The following is an 18,992-nucleotide window of genomic DNA, read 5'->3' as shown; positions in this document are numbered from 1 at the left end:
TCGCACTCGCGGGGCTTTTTGTTGCTTCAATGCTAAATAATATTGTCCAGCACTTAATCAATGCATAATCCCTAATGAGTGAATTTTTGCGCTTTAGAGTAGAATGAATTTCTCTATAAAATTTTAAGGGGTTACTAGTTGAAAGAAATCATTAAAGAAATGCTGGATAGAGTTGGTTTGTTGGGGTTTTCACAACGGGCTTTAGCTCTGCTTCGAAATTCAAGCATTAAAGAACAAAGTTTTCAAGATAACAAAGTTAAAGCTATTGGCGATATGGTCACATCATTAGCTTTATTTGTTGTACTGGCAAAACTAGCAAGCACCTATGTGCCATTTTTATATGAACTAAAAACGATAAAAGTAGTAGATGAGATTGCACTAGGCATATATTTGTTGGCTCAAACGTTTGTTGTATCAGTGGTTCTCATGCTCAGCTTATCAGTAGTACTTTTACCTAAAGGTATTAAATTTCATTCATTGATCTTCTATCATAATTTCAGGGTAAAGGCGCTTATAAATATTCCGTTCTTTGTATTGTTTTCGATCATTCTAGGTAAAACCTTCGATGGTAGTGGGTCGTTGGATTTCGAGTTTAATGATCCAAGATTGTATGTTGCACTTGCTTGCATCGCTTTAATGGCTTTTATTTTGATCAAGTTATTGTTCTTACCTTTGAAGGGATTACTATGACACTCACCAATAAATAATCAGAATTCACGTCACCTCATTCATTATAATCATATTTCACGCCTAGTAATTGTTTTTCACGCAGTTGATTTAAGTTTTCAGTCATAATATAGTTTGTAATTATTATTCATGAAGTAATACTTTATATAATTACTTTTCATGGGTGATAATCGTTTTTCATGGTAAATCATCATTTTTAGGTTGGTAATATGGTATTAGCTAAACGCGCAAAGTTTTTTGATGAAGAAGTATACCCAGAGCCTGGGGCAGAGCTGGTTGGATATGCTTGGCTTATCAATGAATTCCAACTAAGAGTTCCTGCTCCTAATGCTATTTGTGCAATTGTTCCAGCTAAGAATGCTAAGCGCAGTAAAGGAAGGTGGTTAATATGGGGAAGCCGTTATCAGCCTGAATCCCATTGGTTTGCACAATTAACATTTGCGTTGAAATACGAAGGTGTAGATTTAGCTATTATGCGAAGTTTCTTTGGCGCTTTGGCAACAGAAGACATTACCGCCTCAATTGAAAATGAAATAACAGGTGCTTATAGCCGTCGAATTTGGTTTTTCTATGAATGGCTTACTACGCAAGTAATACCCATTGAGGATATTACTACTGGGAACTATGTTGACGCGCTAAATGAAGAACTACAATTTGGCTGCGCCAAAACCAAAGTTTCACGCCAACGAATAAATAACAACTTACCTGGTGTTAATGGTTTTTGTCCTTTAATTAAAAAAACAGAGAAGCTTGTTCAATATATTGGGGAGAATTTAGACGAAAAAGCGGCAAAAAATATAGGAGCTGTTCACAGTGATTTACTTTCAAGAGCCGCTGCTTTTCTGCTGCTTTCAGATTCTAAGGCTTCGTATACCATTGAAGGAGAATCGCCTCCTCATAATCGTATAGAGCGATGGGGGAAAATCATCGGTCAAGCAGGCATGCAACCATTAACCGTAGATGAGATAGAACGTTTGCAAGAAGTCGTAATTCCTGATCGTCGATTTATCCTGCCGGGAATTCGTTGCGTTGGCGGTTTTGTAGGTGAGCATGATCGTGTGACCAACATACCAATACCTGAGCATATATCTGCAAAGCCAGAAGATATAGATGAACTGCTCGTTGCTTATCTAAGTGCTTATGAACTAATGAAAGGTTCAGGATTTCATCCTGTTTTAGCTGCTGCAATCATTGCCTTTTCGTTTGTAATTATTCATCCGTTAGAAGATGGTAATGGACGAATTCATCGCTACTTAATTCATCATGTATTAGCTGAAAGTGGCTTCACACCTAAAGGCGTAATCTTTCCCGTTTCAGCGGTGATTTTAGAAAGAATAGAAGAGTACAAAGCCGTGTTAGAGCAGTTTACACAACCGCGCTTAAAGTATATCGAATGGAAACCGACCGAAGATAATAATGTTCATGTAACAAACGAAACGGCTGACTTATATCGATATGGTGATATGACGTGCCAAGTAGAGTTTTTGTTTGAGTGTGTAAAAGAGACAGTAGACACAGTTCTTCCTGAGGAAGTTCTTTATCTCGAAAGATACGATGAGATTTGGAACTATGTAAATAATCGATTCGACATGCCTCAGAAGAGTTTAAGTTTACTACTTAATTTTTTGCGTCAGAGTAATGGTCAATTATCGAAGAGGGCCAAAACTAAGGAGTTCTCTGCACTAACTGATGTCGAAGTAAAAGAAATAGAAAGTAAATATCAAGAGGTGTTTGAGGTTGATTAAACTTAACCATTAATAGAATGAATAGTTAGTAAGCATATGAGAGAACAATACTGTTTACTAACTGTTCATTAAATATGCTAAATTTATGCGATTCAGTGACGAATTGATGATGTTCTTTAAAATACAGCCAAGGAAGTAAGGCCCTCTCTACAAAGCACTTTATTCCCATTTCAAAAGAAAGTAGTCTGGATCAAGATTCGGATTATTTATATGCAGGCACGATACTATGCTCAGGTTATCGGGCGTTTCTACTCTAATGATCCGGTTGGGTTTACAGGTGAAGTTGATACTTTTAACCGTTATTCATATGTAGCGAATAATCCTTATAAATATACAGATCCAGCAGGTGAAGCTAAGGTTTATACATGGAATGCAGGAAAAAAAGCTAATGGCGAAAACAGCATCGCTGGTCATGCAGCAACGATGACAAATAATGGAACCTATGTTAGTAAATTCCCAACAAATGGAAATGGTAGTCCAGCAGAGTTTCATACATACGAACAAGATGTAGCTATATATGGTAGGGAACCCGATGTAATAATTGATGTGAAGCTTCCAGATGAAGGTGCAGCAAATGATTTTGCTAAGAATTTAATTTCTGACTCTGATCAAGAATGGTCAATTAATAATAATTGTGCGGATGCCGCTGTTAGTGTAATAAATGCAGGAGGAGAAGATGTTTTTGCTGGGGGGATTCAATCACCAAATTCTGTTGACTTTAATTTAAAAGGTGATGCTAAAACAAAAGATAACATTACAGTTATTAAGGACGAATAAATGAATAAAAAAATGATAATAATTTTGATTGAATTAATACTATGGATTCCGATTATCATAGCTATATTTCATTTCCCAACTATAGTAACGCTATTCAATAAAATACTGTTATTGTTCGGGGTTAATACTCAAGATACCCATTTATCTTTGGGTAGTTACATACTTCTAGCGTATTTCATTATTGGACCAATTATGCAAATAATGATTTTCAAGTATGCAATAACGAACCTAAATATTAAGAAACCAACAAGATTAATATTTACGACTGTAGTTATTCTAAGTTCGATTTTAGCAGCAGGTTTATATATAAATGGAAAAATATTATTGAGTTAACCTTCAATAAAAGGGGTCGGTGACACTTGAGAACTATTCTCATTTGAACTCATGCTATATTTTGAATACAAAGCCCTTTGTGAAGTAACCCCATAAATTTGGTTACTTCTTCAAAGGCTTTATCTAATACCTTTAGGGATACGTAAGTAGGTTTAGATTCAATATGATAATAAAATGTTGCTAACAACTAAATGAATAAAATGAAACTTACTACGATTATTGGACGCTGCATTATTTTAGCGTCATTTATTATTACAAATTCATTTGTAAACAATCAGATAAGTGATGCTCAAGTCTATCAGTTAATGGATAAGTCAGGTGTCACCACTTATTAGACCACCCATAATAACTTATGCTGTTTTGTTTTAATAAACTAGACTTAAGTTACCTTTATTAAGTCGAGTGATTTTTATACCTAAGCCTAGTTCACAAAAAATTAGTTTATTGGATACTCCTTTTTATCACATTTTCAGTAGCACGGTACGCAAGGCTTTTTTTTTGTTTGATAACGAAAAGGGGGGCATAACTTGTATTTATAGATAGTTTTTTAATGGAATTTAGCGACTTACTTCTAATGGTAAAGTCACTAAAGATTTTTAAACATATAGTTTAATAAACCTGGAGAACAACATGAAAAAATTTACTACGTTTATAGCTCGCTGCATTATTTTAGTGTCGTCTATCATCACAACATCGTATGCCAATGATCAGATAACAGATAAACAAATATATCAGTTAATGGATAAATCAGGGATAACCCAGTCAATTGAAGGATTACCGCTACAATTGCAAGCGATGGGACAACAAATGGCTTTAACGGCTAAAAATCCAGTTGAACATGAAAAATTTATGCAAGTGTTTGTATCGTCATTAAATCCTGATGTGATGCTAAACAAAATGACTGAAAACATAAGGAAGAATGTCTCATTAGCTGAACTACAGCCGATTCTTAAGTGGTTGGATAGTGATCTTGCTTCTCGCGTTGTAAGTGCTGAGCTTCAATCTACGGATCCAAAGTTTCAGCAAAACTTAATGCTTTATATGGCTGAGTTGCAATCAAGCCCGCCATCTCCTGAGAGAACAAAAGTAATTATTCATTATGTTGAGTCATCAGAAATTGTAGAACAAGGGATGAATTTGATGATGGCGATGTTAGAAAATATGTTTGAAGCGTTGAAAATCACCCAACCAGAAAATGTTGAGCTTGCCACGCAACTCGATGCTCAATTAGAACAAATGGCGGTCAATATAAAGCCTTCAATGGAACAGCAAATGGTTTTAACGTCATATTTTATTTATCGTGACATCAGTAATGAAGATCTAAATGAATATAGTAATTTTTATAAGCAAGCTACCGGGAAAAAGTATTTGTCGCTGATGGTCGGTGCTATTGGCGATGGAATGAATGATTGGGGTACATCACTTATTCATCAAATATCAAAAGACAAAAGCTAGAGTTTTAAGGTTGTGGGTATTTAATTACCCATATTAGCCTCGCAAGGTACTTTAAATAAAGGTACAGAAACGACGTTCCTTATAGCTATTGATGACAAGACCTGGTTACTGCCATTAATAAAAAGTCTGTTTAACGACGTTAAACAGACTTCAAAAAACCTACGGTGATAATTAGACAAAAGCTGCGAATTATCCTGCCACTATCATCAGTTTTACGCTATAAAACTGTTAATTATTTGCTAACTTTTGCATTAAATAAGTATGTTGCAGTGCGATTCGCTTGGCGGTTTCTTTAAGGTTGGCAGCAGCAGAGTGCCCACCATCAATATTTTCATAGTATAAAAATTTATGCCCTTGGTCTTCCATGCGTTTCGCTACTTTTCGAGCATGTCCCGGATGAACACGATCATCCTTAGTCGATGTTATAAAGAAGACTTCTGGATAATCTACAGCAGGGTCAATATTATGATAAGGCGAAATGCTCCGCAAAAACTTACCTTCAATTTCGTTTTCAGGGTCGCCATATTCGCCCATCCATGAGGCACCTGCTAATAGGGTATGATAGCGCATCATATCAAGCAGGGGCACAGCACATATTACCGCATTGAATAAATCTGGACGTTGGGTAAACATCACCCCCATTAACAAGCCTCCATTTGAGCCACCTTCGATACCTAAATGCTCAGGAGACGTTATTTTTTTGGTGATTAAATCTTGAGCGACAGCAATAAAATCATCATAAATACGTTGGCGATTGGTTTTTAAACCAGCCTGATGCCATTTAGGTCCATATTCGCCACCGCCTCTAATGTTGGCTAAGACATAGACACCGCCTCTTTCTAACCACAACTTTCCGCGAGTAGCCGAATAACTAGGGTTTAGAGAAACTTCAAAGCCGCCATAGCCATACAAAAGAGTTGGGTTTTTACCATCTAACTTTGTGTTCTTGTGTCGAACAACAAAGTAGGGAACTTGAGTACCGTCGGTTGAAGAAACAAAAAATTGTTCACTAACCATGCTTTCAGCATCAAACCAGCTAGGTAAAGATTTCGCTTTAGCTTTTTCGCCTGTTGCGGTGTTATAAGTATAAAGTGTGTCAGGATTAAGAAAGCTCTCTGCTGAAATAAAAGCAATTTCTTCTTTACTGTTGGTACTGCCAATTGAGACGGAACCATTAGCTGGAAAGTCTAATTTTTTAGAGGTCCATTTATTGTCATGCCAATCGAATTGATGAGCAGAGCCGGTTACATCATGGTAGATGCTCATCAGTACTTTAGATTTTGTGACGCCAAAGTTACCAATTGAAGATTTTTCATCAGGACTAAAAACAAGGTTAACAAGGTCAATTTTGCCATCATTCATAAAATCATCAATGTTAAAGCTGACTAAGTCGCCTAGTTTGAATTCACGCCAGTTTTCGTTTAATTTGACAATCATTTGCCCTTTAAACTCACCACTTAAATTTGATTTTTTAGGTATTGGTAATTTGATTTTTTCACTGATGCTGCCATCACTTTTGCGTGGAAACCAATAATACTCGGTGTCATAAAAGGTTAATGCCCGGGTAGTAATAATTTCGCGGCGGCCATCACTTAGCTCTGTTATACCCCCCCAATAGCCAACATCTGTTTGCTCGCCACGGTCAATTTCAACGGCACTCGATAACGCAGTACCGCGTTGCCATAGTTTAGAAACCATAGGGTAACCAGAAGTTGTCATGGTGTTTTCACCAAAATCAACCCCGATAATTAAGGTGTTCTTGTCTAGCCAATCTATACTGCCTTTACTTTCTTGGGTGATAAAACCATCGGTTACAAAAGTTTGAGTTTTGGTATTAAACTCACGTTGAATAACGGCATCTTTACCGCCATCAGAAAGGCTGACCATGCAAATTTCGTAATCAGGTGAAAGGCAGTTATTGCCTTTGTAGACCCAGTTTTTATTTTCACTTTTTGACAGAGCGTCAAAGTCTAAAACAGTTTGCCAAACCGGAGTGTCTGAAAGGTAACTACTGAGAGTCGATTTTCTCCATATCCCCCTTTCATGTTGTTCATCTTGCCAAAAATTATGCACTTCTCCATTTCGATAAGACGCGTATGGAATTTTGTCTTTACTGTTAACAATCTCCAACACTTCGCTATTCATTTTTTCAAATAGAGGGTCTGCCATTAGGCGGTCGAGGGTGCGGGTATTCCAGCTTTTTACTTCAGTTAATGCTTTGTCACCTAAAACTTCCTCAAGATATAAATGATCTTGATCAGTTTTTCCTAAGGTGTCGTAGGTGATAGTTTTATCAAGGTTTTCCACTTTCATTACGGGGGCCTTATTAGGTTCTTTATCATTTTGGCAAGCGGTGAGTGAAAGTGCTGCGCATAAAAATAGGGTTTTCTTGGGGTGATTCAATACAGACATAGTTCCCTTCTATTAAGATTTTGCTGAATATGCATCAATATAAACAGAGTTCGGCATTACATTCAAGTCGCAGCTGAAATAATTGATTTTGCTTGGTTTAGTCTTTATATAGCTTGTTGCGATCTTTTATTGTTTATACCGTAATTAATAACAGATAGACTGCGGTCATTAATTACTTAACGATAGAATTTATGGGCTATTTATTTGCAGTTACCCTGCTATGGGCATTTTCATTTAGTTTAATTGGCGTTTATTTGGCAGGGCAGGTTGATGCATGGTTTAGCGTGCTTATGCGTATAACGCTTGCTACCTTAGTCTTTTTACCTTTTTTGAAATTAACACAAACACCAAAGCCCTTAGCGCTAAAGCTTATGATGATAGGCGCTGTGCAACTTGGCGTTATGTATAGCTTTTATTATCATTCCTTTTTATATTTATCTGTACCGGAAGTCTTATTGTTTACGGTAATGACGCCTATCTATATTACGCTATTAAATGATGCCCTTGAAAAACACTTTAACCCTAAATTTTTTCTAACTGCCGTTATCGCCGTCGGTGGCGCTGTAGCTATCCGTTATGAAAGTATTAACAGCAACTTTTGGACAGGCTTTCTGCTCGTACAAGCCGCCAACATCTGTTTTGCAACTGGACAAGTTACTTACAAACGCTTAATGGCTAATAGCAAGTTAGATGATAAAACGGTCTTTGGTTGGTTTTTTATTGGTGCATTAATCGTTGCTGTTGTTTGCTATGCCTTATTCGGCAATTCAGATAAATTACCCAATACAGCAACGCAATGGGGTGTCCTTATTTACCTAGGCATTGTAGCGTCGGGTTTAGGCTACTTTGGCTGGAATAAAGGTGCTACCTTAGTCAATGTCGGTGCATTAGCCGTGATGAATAATTTACTTATTCCAGCAGGTATTATTGTGAACGTACTTATTTGGAACAGAGATGCCGACCTAGTGAAGTTAAGCATTGGCGCGGGAATTATTTTAGCCGCATTATTATTCAACCATATAAATAATAGAGAATAGTATTTATAAAGGCTCTACTTATTGTTAGTTTCAACGTACGACTTTATTCAAAAGGGCAATGACTAAATTTAGTTGTCTGAAACAATGAACAGCGCTTTATAACGTGCTTACGGTTTCTCTTTTATTGATAAAAGATGATAAAAATACTAGTCATTATTTTACGATAATAGACGACAATTGTTAGCCACTTGTTGTGATGTTAAATAAGGAATATATGCAGAACTTTTCATGGGTCTACGACCAAGCCGACATTGATTGGCAGCAGTTATCAAGGTTATATCGTATTGCGCCTTTAGGTAACAAAGCCAAAGACGACCTTAATATTGTTTTTTCAAACAGTAAATTTAAATGCTTTATTTATGAAAAACAAAAGCTTATTGGTGCAGGGAGAGCTTTAGCTGACGGACTTGATTGTTCATATATATGTGACGTTGCCATTCATCCTGAATATCAGGGGATGGGGTTAGGGCGTAAAATGATTAATCAATTAGTTGAGTTATCTTTCGGACATAAAAAAATAATATTATATGCTAATCCGGGTAAAGAAGGTTTTTATAAAAAGCTTGGCTTTAAACAAATGAATACGGCAATGGCTATTTTTAGTAATGAACAGCAGGCAATCGATGTTGGCATATTAAGTTCAACATAAGGTCAATCTATAAAGACCAAAACAACGAAGATAATCTTCTATGTTGCCTAAGCCTAAGCAAAGCACTAATACTTAGTTGATGGGATCGAGTGTAGAGGTTAAACAAGTCATAAAGGCTTTACTCGCTTTAGAAAGGTAATGATCTTTTTTCCATGCCAAACTCAATTTAAAGGCGAGTTTTGGTTCAAACGGAATTGATGTTATCTGCTGTTCATTTTGCAAAATACGCGATAAACAGGTAGTGATACCTACCTCATTGCGAACCAATGATTTTTGCAGTTCAATAAGATTCGTTTCCATACGTATGTCTAATGATAAGTTATGCGCTTTTGCATAGTGGCTAACCACTTCACGTAAAAAATAACCTTGATGAAACAACACCAGTGGCTCTTGACAAAATTGTGCCAATGATAAAGTTTCTTCTTTTGCTAGCGGGTGTGAAATCGCCATAGCAGCAACAATTTCCTCATCAATAAGCTCGGTATAACGCAGTTGTTGATTCTCTAAATCACCGCGGATCAAGGCTAAGTCGAGTTCGCCATTCATTAACATTTTCTCCAGTGCCGCTGTGCCTTGGTCAATCAAGTGTATTTTTATTTTTGGATACTTTTGCTTGAATGCCGTTAATACTTTCGGAAAATAATATGAGCCCATCATCGCGGAAACACCAAAGCGAATGGTACCTCGTTCTAAATCTTTCAGTTCTTCTAACTCTAATTCAACTTGTTTTGCTTGGCTTAATAATTGTGTTGCCAGTTTATAGAGCACTTCACCTTCAGCGGTTAATAAGGAGTTTTTATCGGTACGATTAATTAGCTTCAAACCAACTTCTTGTTCTAGCTTTTGAATAGCTATACTCAATGCTGGCTGAGCAATACCTATTTTATGTGCAGCCCGAGTAAAATTGCCTAATAAGGCTAATTGACAAAAATATGCTAAACGCTTTAAATTCATATTAAGCCTACTGATAAGTAAAAGTTATGATAAATATAATAACTATATATTATATTTATTTTTATTTTGAGGATAGAGTTAACGTATAAATATAAACTTTAGCGCATAACCGCCTACTAATGGAGTTACCTGATGAGCGACAAATTAACGCCTTTCAACTGGCAAGACCCGATGTTCCTTGATAATCAATTAACCGAAGAAGAGCGTATGATACGCGATACCGCTTATGATTATTGCCAAGAAAAATTGATGCCCAGAGTACTCGAAGCCAATCGACATGAACATTTTGACCGAGAAATAATGCGTGAATTAGGTCAATTGGGTTTACTAGGGGCTACTTTGCCTGCTAAGTATGGTGGCAGTGAAGTTAATTATGTTAGCTATGGCTTAATCGCTCGTGAAGTAGAACGCGTTGACAGTGGCTATCGTAGCGCGATGAGTGTGCAATCATCACTCGTTATGCATCCTATCTATGCCTATGGTACACAAGAGCAGCGGATGAAATATTTACCTAAACTTGCTTCCGGCGAATGGGTGGGTTGTTTCGGGTTAACTGAGCCTAATTCAGGTAGTGATCCTGCTTCAATGAGCACGCACGCCAAGAAAGTTGAGGGTGGCTATGCTTTAACGGGCAGTAAAATGTGGATCACCAATTCGCCTATCGCTGATGTGTTTGTTGTTTGGGCAAAGTTTGAAGGAATAATTCGCGGCTTTGTGCTTGAAAAAGGTATGACAGGGTTAACAGCACCGAAAATCGAGGGCAAATTTTCTTTACGTGCTTCAATCACTGGCGAAATTGTTATGGATAACGTTTTTGTACCCGATGAAAATATGTTCCCAGAGATTAAAGGCTTAGCAGGGCCTTTTGGTTGTTTAAATAAAGCGCGCTATGGCATCGCTTGGGGCTCTTTAGGGGCTGCAGAGTTCTGTTTTAATGCCGCAAGACTTTACACGATAGACCGTGAGCAATTTGGTCGCCCCTTGGCTGCTAACCAATTAATTCAAAAGAAACTTGCCGATATGCAAACTGAGATAAGTCTTGGTCTACAAGGTTGCTTACAAATGGGACGGTTAATGGATGCGGATCAATGTCCGGTTGAATTAATTTCATTATTGAAACGTAATAATTGTGGTAAATCGCTTGATATTGCTCGTGTTGCACGTGATATGCACGGTGGCAATGGCATCAGTGATGAGTATGGGGTTATTCGCCATATGATGAATCTTGAAGCGGTTAATACCTATGAAGGTACCCATGATGTTCATGCCCTGATTTTAGGTCGTGCCATTACCGGTTTACAAGCTTTTTGCTAATGACAGATACTCCTACAAACGTAAACCCTCCATCGGCATTAGCAGGTATCAAGGTAGTCGATTTAAGCCGGATACTTGCGGGGCCTTGGGCCTCGCAAATGCTCGCTGATCTGGGGGCTGAGGTGATAAAAGTTGAACGGCCAAAAGTAGGTGATGACACCCGCTTTTGGGGGCCTCCTTTTGTAAAACCCCAAACAGCCAGTCAACCGCCACAAGCGGCGTACTTTCATTGCGCTAATCGCAACAAGAAATCTATTGCCATTGATATTCAATGTCAGCAAGGTCAACAGATCATTAAAGATTTAGTGGCGCAGTCAGACGTTTTTATTGAAAACTTTAAAGTCGGTGATTTAGCTAAATATGGTTTAGATTATGCTGAGTTGAAAAAAATTAATCCTAATTTGGTGTATTGTTCAATTACTGGCTATGGGCAAACGGGTCCTTATGCTCACAAACCCGGTTACGATGCCATGATACAAGGCGAGGGTGGCCTAATGAGTATTACCGGTGAACAGCAAGGCAGTCCAATGAAGGTTGGGGTTGCAGTCGTGGATATTATGACAGGGCTATATAGCTGTAACGCTATCTTAGCCGCTCTTATGGCTAGGCATCACACCAAGTGTGGTCAATATATTGATATGGCTTTACTTGATGTTCAAACAGCAATGCTGGCTAATCAAGCGATGAATTACTTAACCACTAATGAAAACCCACCTCGATTAGGTAATGCACACCCAAACATCGTGCCCTATCAAACGTTTACCACCCAAGACGGTGACTTAATTTTAGCCATCGGCAATGACAGCCAATTTTCAAGGTTTTGTCATTTGTGTCAGCTAAACGAGTTTGCAGCAGACGACCGCTATAGCACGAATGCTCAACGGGTTCTTCATCGAGACGATGTGGTGTCGACATTGGCTAAAAAAATAAAGACACAAACAACGCAGTGGTGGATAGCGCAACTTGAATTGATATCAGTACCTTGTGGACCGGTAAATACCCTAGAGCAAGTATTTGACCATCCTCAAATAAAACACCGAGCTATGGTTAAGCAACTGCCAAACGATAATGGCGATTTAATCGATGTTGTGGCATCACCCATTAATCTGTCGGCGACACCTCTGCAATACCATAGTGCAGCACCCGAGTTAGGACAGCATACCTACTTTGTTTTAAAGGATATGCTTAACTATGATGACGCCATTATCTCAAGTGCTTTTGAGCAAGGTGTTGTTGCTTAGTCGTAAGAACCAGCAAAGCTTAGCGGTTATCTCACTTATTTCTCTTTAACGGAGCTGGTCGGATAACCAAAGAGTACCTTCAGTTTTGCTTTCATGCCTTTACTGGTCAACATACTGCTTATTAAATAACGCCATTGATGAAAGGTAATCGTCAGTGGGTTATTACTGTGCAGTTGTCCAACAATACCGTATTTACAAGGTTTCTCTGATTCTTCCTCGGCAAAGGTGCCAAATAATTTATCCCAAATAATCAGAACCCCAGCAAAATTTTTATCAAGGTAACCTGCATTTATTGCATGGTGAACCCTGTGATGCGATGGGGTATTAAAAACTTTTTCGAACCACCCTAACTTATTCACAACTTGAGTGTGCACAAAAAATTGATAAGCCAAATTAAGTGCCACTACAGTAAATACGGTAATGGGGTCAAAACCTATTAATATCATCGGCAACCAAAATAGCCACATACCGGCAAGCGGATACATTAAGCTCTGTCTAAAGGCGGTAGTAAAGTTCATTTTGGTCGAACTATGATGAACAACATGGGCGGCCCATAACCAATGAATATGGTGCGATGCCTTATGAAACCAATAATACAAGAAGTCTTGCAAGATAAAGGCGCCAAAAATACTGATAGGGGTTAGCGCTATATCAAATAGTCGATAATCATAAAGCCAATAAAAAAAGGGCATTAATATCAGTAAGGCGACAGCATCTGCACCTTGATGCATCAGAGCCAGTGCCGTGTTGGCGAAGCTGTCTTTGATATCGTAATAACGGCGATATTTAATAAATTCTAACGTAACAAAAATAATAAAGACTGGGCTTAGCGCCAGTAAAATAATTTCTATGGACATACCATGTCACCTTTAAAGTGTAACGCTAATTTTTTAAGTGCTTGCACTAAATCTTTTCTAATAAAAAAAGCCAGTATAAAGCTCGGTAACCACCAGGGGGCTTTGCAGCTAATATGGTAGGTAACTTCAGTGGTTGCTGGGATGTTACTATCTTTAGCCAAGTCTTTTTCATTAAAATAAATGTCGCCGCGATGCTCTGCAACGGGTTTATTACCCATTAATTGATAACTTATATGGTGATGGTCAGCGCTAATAATACGCTCAGAAAACTTAATGCCACTGATTTTTACTTGCCTAATAGCGCCTTTACCTCCTTTTAGTTCATCTTTATTTTGTGGTTGAATCAGGCTAAAAGTTGCATCAAAAAAACGACTTAATTGCTGATGCTCTAGCAAGGTCTCGCAAATTTGTTGCGGCGTTGCATTGATATTCTGTTTTAAGGTTATTGAGATCATAGTTACAACGCACCACTCTTGATAATTACCACTAGTATAAAAAAAACTTCCGTGGCAGACTTGCTCATAGATGACCATTTTTTAGCTTTAGGTGACAAATGACTACGTTGGCCGATCATTATTATACAAGTTGCCTTGATTACCTTGAAACGCTTGGTTTAGAGAGTCAAAGCGTTTTGTCGGCGATACACTTTGATGAATACGCGAATAAGCAAGCACAACAGTTAGCGCCTCGCATTAGTTTAAGCAGTTATAATGCACTGCTTGATTATGCGCAACAGACTTTAAATGAGCCAATTTTTGGATTTAAATTAGGTCAGCAAATCAGAGCCGCCGATTTTGGTGTGCTGGGTTATCTCATCGAATCGAGTAATAATTTAGCAAGCGCAATTTCATCGCTGTTAATTTATGACCGTTTGGTCGCTGATATCGGCAAGGCTGAATTTGAACAACAAGAAGATATTGCTATTATTCGATGGTTGCCAGACGCAAGCTGCAGCCCGCAGGCTATTTTACGTAATATGACGGCTTGGGTCAGTGTTATTCGCCAATTGCTTAACTCCCAGCTTTCACCTAGTTATATTTTTTTTACTGAGTCTTGGCCTGATATTGAAATAAAGAGACTCGCTGATTGGTTTAACTGCCCGATTAAAACTAATGCACAATATAATCAAATTATCTTTCCTAGTAGCTATTTAGCACTGCCTTTTAAAACTGATAACGCCGCTATTAATTTAGCACTTAAACAAGTATCGGCGCAGCAATTGTCAGGTTTTAAAAGCCAACAGTGCTTAGCCGAGAAAATAAGCCATCTCCTAATGGCTAAAAATGATTTGGACGATTGCAATTTAATACGCACAGCAAGTGCTTTAAACATGACAGTTCGAACGGTGCAACGTCAGTTAAAACAACAACAGACCTCGTTTGTTTATTTACTTGAAAGCGAACGCCAAAGGCGGTTACAAGGCTATATGGGTAAATATCCCTTAGGTACTATCGCCTTAAAACTTGGTTTTAACGATCAAAGTTCTTTTAATCGCGCATTTAAACGTTGGTATGGTTGCAGCCCTCTGTATTACTTAAAATATAAATTAATTAAAACATAAGCTTATTCTTCTGGGGACCACTAGATAAACCCCAGCAGGTAATTATATTTGTGAGCATTCTTATCAGTTAAAAGTTAGCCGTAAAATAAAAAAACGGCTTTGAATTAAATCAAAGCCGTTCGATTTTTAAACAAAACTGTTATTAAGCAGTTTTACCGATTGGTATTAGAATTTGTAGTTAATACCTACCTTCATCTGCCAACCAGATGAGCCTAATACTGTTCGATCGTAACTGCGAGTATCAGAGCCATTATAAACTTTATCTATTTTATATTTACCATCACCATCTAAACCAGCAAAATCATAAATAGCTTGTTGTGGATAGCCCATTCGCTTTTCAACACCCCAGTCATCATTTAACATGTTAGCAAAATTGTTCACCATCAAGAATACTTCACCTTTATGACCTTCTGCAAAACCTGGGATCTGTTGCTTAATGCTTAGATCCATAGTTGTTACCCAAGGTTGTGTGCCAGTATTACGGTCAAGAATTTCACCTCGTTCGCTAATACCTGCTCGGTCTAAAAGCGCTTCTAACTCGTTCCATTTCATTCCTGAATCGGTCCAATTTACATTTGGATCTTCAGCACCTGTTGGAATGTACGCTAAGTAAGCCGAGTTTGAATAAAAGTCGCGAGTATCACCTAAGTCTTCATCTTGATAGTTACCTGTTACCCAGCTAAATGGACGGCCTGAACGACGTTCAAAGAATAAGTTGATATTGGTTTTATAACCGGCAAAAAACTCAGTTTCATAGCCTAAGTTAATTTTTAGGTTATGCTCAACTTCATAATTACCACGAGCAACGAAATCAATATTACGGCTTTTAATAACATTATTTTTGTAGTTACTTTGTGCGCGTGATGATGAGCCTGCGTGATTTTCTTCGATATCTTGATGAGCGTAAGACATGGTCATACTTAAGCCGTTGTCCCAACGCTTTGCTAGCGCTGTTGAGAAGATAATAGAGCGACCATTGTCTTGCGCGTTAGTCATTTGAATATCAAAGTTATCCTCTACATCACCGGTGTAACGGCTTTCATAGATTAGACGTTCACCATCAGCAGCGGTAATAGGATAAAGTAATGCGGTATTCTTCCAAACAGCTTCATTTTCTTTAACATGGTACATCAATTCTGTTGACCAGTTAAAGTTTTCGCCTAAGCCATCAATGTCAAAAGTGTAATCTGCGGCAATGCGGCTACGCCAACTTGAAGGGAGTTTGAAATTAGGGTCAGTATAGTTTGTACTACCAGCGCCTTTTTCAAGTGAGCTGATTATTTCGCTAGGAACATTGAAGTCAATCTCAACAAGTCTATCTTTATAATAATCTTCAATCACTTTACTTGATGCAGCAACCAGCGTAATACCGTCATTTTGAAATGGGTTGTTATACCAAACATTTGGGATACCACCTTGAAAACGACCAATACCCGCAGAAAGTGTTAGTTTTTCAGAGAATCTCCATTCAATATTAACCCGTGGTAAAATAATATCTAAACCGTCAAGATTTTCCTGGTTAGTGTAACCGTAAGTTTCTTGAAATTTGCTATTAAGTGTTGGCTTGTCGCTTGATGATAATCGTTCATAACGAACACCTGCAGTAACATTGATATCGTCTGTTAGGTCGAAGTTGTCTTCAATATAAAAGGATAGTTGGCTACGTGAAACATCGTAAGCAAGGTCTTGAGTATCGCCGGTATAGGAATTTTGATAAGTAAATTCGCCATATCTAGCTAAATCACGTGCGGCAAAATCTTTAAAGCTTGCAAACTCCCAAGACCCTAGTGAATTAGCCCCAAATAAGTTGTATAAGTTTAAATCTTCATATTGGAGACCAAAATTAATTTCATGGTCATCCATCAAGTAAGTCGCATCTAACGACAATGTCAGGTTTTGAGTGGCTGATTCATTGGCATGACGGAACTGGTCTTGTCCAAAAACAAACTGTGGACCACGATATTCTGTAATAGCGGTTATTTCACCGATATCACTATTAGTATTGCTATCTGTAGCAACATCTTTGTAGCTTATGCCCATTTCAGTACTGAAGTCATTAGTCCAGTCTGAATAAATTTTAGTGGCGAAGTTATTAAATGTAGTTGCATAAGTATAGCGGTTTGATGCCATGCTAACGGTTGTACCACCGGTGCCGGCATTACGCTCATCTTGATCATCTTGCCATTGGTAGGTGAAATCAAGTCGGTGATCATCATTGATGTTCCAGCTTAATTTAGCTAATAACGTTTCATTGGTATCTTCTTGATCGCCACCTAAAGAATCAGTGCGGCCATAAACATCACCTAAAATTGTATTGAAGTCATCAAATTGCTCTTGAGAAATATCGTATTCATGGGTAGCGCCGCTGCCTTGGAAACCATAATCCATGGCCAACTCACTAGACCAGTTACTATAGTTAACAAAGAAAAATAGTTTGTCTTCTATAATAGGGCCGCCAACGTTAAAACCAAAACGTGATTGTGTTTTGATAGGGGCAACCGTTTTCGTAACAAATGTTTGATGGTCATCATCATCTAATATATTACGTACTCTGGGGTTTTTTTTATCGACGTCTGAATCAGTATAATAAACTTCAGTTGCTATATCGATTGTTTGAACATCACCAGCCATATCCGGTGTTGAAGTTTCAGCAAAGCCTGAAAATTTAAATTCATTAGATCCTGATTTAGTAACTGCATTAATGGTACCACCACCAAAGTTACCTTTTTGTGCTGAAAATGGTGACACATCGACTGATATTTGCGCAATAGCATCTAACGATATTGGTGGTTGCTCTGTTGGGTAGCCACCATAGTTAAGTCCAAAGTCATCATTCTGGCCAATACCATCAACGGTTAAACTGTTTGAACGTGGGTTACCACCAGCAATAATTAACTCGCCGTTACCATTAATACTTGCTAATGGGTTTAAACGGGCAATGTCTTTAATATCGCGGTTAAAACTTGGCGTATTCTGAATAAGCTCTGCTCCAAAAATACTGCTTGAACCACCTGATTTTTGAAGAAAACTTGAGCCTGTTACTTGAATACGTTCAATATTATCTGCTTGTAGTTGTTGGCTAATACGATGAGTATCACCAAGATTAAGAAAAATATTATCTAAAGTGGTATCACTATATGTGTCTGAATCAATAATAACAGTATAAGGACCACCAACACGTAAACCTTTAGCGGTAAAGGTACCTGTGGCATTTGTCATAAACTCACGGCTGGTTTTTGAAGGCTCATGAATAACGGTGATTTTAACATTACTAGCGGCTTCGCCCGTAGGGCTTAGGATTTTACCTCGCATTGAAGACGAGGTATCTGCAGCCATTGCAGAAGTCGATAAGCCAACAGCGATCACAATCGCACTGGCTATTTTTGACAGTCTTAGTTTGTTCATTTTATATTTGTTCCCTAAGTTTTTAAAAAGAACCAACGTTATTCTGTAACATTTTCATTGAAATATCAGTGATCCGTTAGTTCAAATAATCTCTATAAAATAATCAACGTTTCAAATAATTATTTTTACTCTTAAGCTTTATTTAGCAATATTTTTCAATATCGAGCAGCATTTTTCTTCTATAGAGTCATCATTAAAATAATACTATCTTGTCATATGTGTCAAGTTTTACTTGACCAATTGGACAAGAAAATAATATTTTAAATAATAGTATCATAAACAATGAAACTTAAAGTAGGAGTAACCCTCTTGCCACGTAAAAAGTTAACTAATGCTATGTTTCCTTTGGGCAAGGAGAAGATGACCCAACGCATTAACCGATAGAACAACTAACCAATTTACCTACTATACCTAACCTGACAACTTGGCGTCCTTGTGATGCCACTGAATCTACTGTTGTTTGGAAAATGGCGTTTAAAAATCACCAGTGCATTAATTTTTTCACGTCAAAATTTATCAGCCATACCCCGCAATGAATCACAGTTAGCAAATATTGAAAAAAGGT

The 18,992-nt window shown here is 37.8% G+C and carries 13 protein-coding genes and 1 pseudogene; 9 read left to right on the top strand and 5 right to left on the bottom strand.

All coding sequences use genetic code 11. The features are described from left to right. Nucleotides 1-138 precede the first annotated feature (138 nt). The 4 genes and pseudogenes from H4J70_RS07945 to H4J70_RS07930 all read left to right on the top strand — a co-directional run bounded on the left by H4J70_RS07945 (nucleotide 139) and on the right by H4J70_RS07930 (nucleotide 4,997). Nucleotides 139-690, top strand: coding sequence for a hypothetical protein (locus tag H4J70_RS07945; RefSeq protein WP_182250870.1), 552 nt, complete (start codon nucleotides 139-141; stop codon nucleotides 688-690). A gap of 206 nt (nucleotides 691-896) precedes the next feature. Beyond that, a complete protein-coding gene (locus H4J70_RS07940; protein ID WP_182250869.1) occupies nucleotides 897-2,432 on the top strand; it encodes a Fic family protein in 1,536 nt (511 codons plus the stop codon). 180 nt (nucleotides 2,433-2,612) lie between these two features. Further along, nucleotides 2,613-3,209, top strand: a pseudogene (locus H4J70_RS07935) (RHS repeat-associated core domain-containing protein); the annotation flags it as partial. 963 nt (nucleotides 3,210-4,172) lie between these two features. After that, a complete protein-coding gene (locus H4J70_RS07930) occupies nucleotides 4,173-4,997 on the top strand; it encodes a hypothetical protein (protein WP_182250867.1) in 825 nt (274 codons plus the stop codon). A 228-nt stretch (nucleotides 4,998-5,225) separates the two neighbouring features. Here H4J70_RS07930 and H4J70_RS07925 read toward each other — a convergent pair whose 3' ends face one another. Next, the gene (locus H4J70_RS07925) at nucleotides 5,226-7,409 is read right to left on the bottom strand and encodes a prolyl oligopeptidase family protein (RefSeq protein ID WP_182250866.1); all 2,184 of its coding nucleotides are present in this window, start codon (nucleotides 7,407-7,409) and stop codon (nucleotides 5,226-5,228) included. A gap of 191 nt (nucleotides 7,410-7,600) precedes the next feature. Here H4J70_RS07925 and H4J70_RS07920 point away from each other — a divergent pair, with 191 nt between their 5' ends. After that, nucleotides 7,601-8,446, top strand: coding sequence for a carboxylate/amino acid/amine transporter (locus H4J70_RS07920; RefSeq protein ID WP_182215948.1), 846 nt, complete (start codon nucleotides 7,601-7,603; stop codon nucleotides 8,444-8,446). 214 nt (nucleotides 8,447-8,660) lie between these two features. Continuing rightward, the gene (locus H4J70_RS07915) at nucleotides 8,661-9,095 is read left to right on the top strand and encodes a GNAT family N-acetyltransferase (RefSeq protein WP_182215950.1); all 435 of its coding nucleotides are present in this window, start codon (nucleotides 8,661-8,663) and stop codon (nucleotides 9,093-9,095) included. A 72-nt stretch (nucleotides 9,096-9,167) separates the two neighbouring features. Here H4J70_RS07915 and H4J70_RS07910 read toward each other — a convergent pair whose 3' ends face one another. After that, nucleotides 9,168-10,049: a LysR family transcriptional regulator gene (locus tag H4J70_RS07910; protein ID WP_182215951.1), complete on the bottom strand. Its 882-nt coding sequence runs from the start codon at nucleotides 10,047-10,049 to the stop codon at nucleotides 9,168-9,170. A gap of 132 nt (nucleotides 10,050-10,181) precedes the next feature. Between H4J70_RS07910 and H4J70_RS07905 the strand changes: the two genes are divergently transcribed. Both H4J70_RS07905 and H4J70_RS07900 read left to right on the top strand, forming a co-directional pair. Beyond that, nucleotides 10,182-11,363 (top strand): acyl-CoA dehydrogenase, encoded by a 1,182-nt coding sequence (locus H4J70_RS07905; protein WP_182215953.1) that lies wholly within the window; start codon nucleotides 10,182-10,184, stop codon nucleotides 11,361-11,363. Then, nucleotides 11,363-12,604, top strand: coding sequence for a CaiB/BaiF CoA-transferase family protein (locus H4J70_RS07900; protein ID WP_182250865.1), 1,242 nt, complete (start codon nucleotides 11,363-11,365; stop codon nucleotides 12,602-12,604). The genes H4J70_RS07905 and H4J70_RS07900 overlap by 1 nt, the downstream gene beginning before the upstream one ends. 35 nt (nucleotides 12,605-12,639) lie before the next feature. Here H4J70_RS07900 and H4J70_RS07895 read toward each other — a convergent pair whose 3' ends face one another. Next, nucleotides 12,640-13,461: a sterol desaturase family protein gene (locus H4J70_RS07895; RefSeq protein WP_182250864.1), complete on the bottom strand. Its 822-nt coding sequence runs from the start codon at nucleotides 13,459-13,461 to the stop codon at nucleotides 12,640-12,642. Further along, nucleotides 13,452-13,916, bottom strand: coding sequence for an SRPBCC family protein (locus H4J70_RS07890; RefSeq protein ID WP_182250863.1), 465 nt, complete (start codon nucleotides 13,914-13,916; stop codon nucleotides 13,452-13,454). Before H4J70_RS07890 ends, H4J70_RS07895 begins: the two co-directional genes overlap by 10 nt. 98 nt (nucleotides 13,917-14,014) lie before the next feature. Here H4J70_RS07890 and H4J70_RS07885 point away from each other — a divergent pair, with 98 nt between their 5' ends. After that, nucleotides 14,015-15,022: an AraC family transcriptional regulator gene (locus H4J70_RS07885; RefSeq protein ID WP_182250862.1), complete on the top strand. Its 1,008-nt coding sequence runs from the start codon at nucleotides 14,015-14,017 to the stop codon at nucleotides 15,020-15,022. Nucleotides 15,023-15,187: 165 nt separating this feature from the next. On the opposite strand, the gene H4J70_RS07880 is transcribed toward H4J70_RS07885, so the two are convergent. Continuing rightward, nucleotides 15,188-18,427 carry a TonB-dependent receptor gene (locus H4J70_RS07880; RefSeq protein WP_182250861.1) on the bottom strand — a complete coding sequence of 1,080 codons (3,240 nt, stop codon included), beginning with the start codon at nucleotides 18,425-18,427 and terminating at the stop codon, nucleotides 15,188-15,190. Between the last annotated feature and the right edge of the window lie 565 nt (nucleotides 18,428-18,992).

It is taken from the genome of Colwellia sp. BRX8-9, assembly GCF_014077245.1.
GTDB lineage: Bacteria > Pseudomonadota > Gammaproteobacteria > Enterobacterales > Alteromonadaceae > Colwellia_A.
This window is presented reverse-complemented; position numbering and strand designations above follow the sequence as displayed.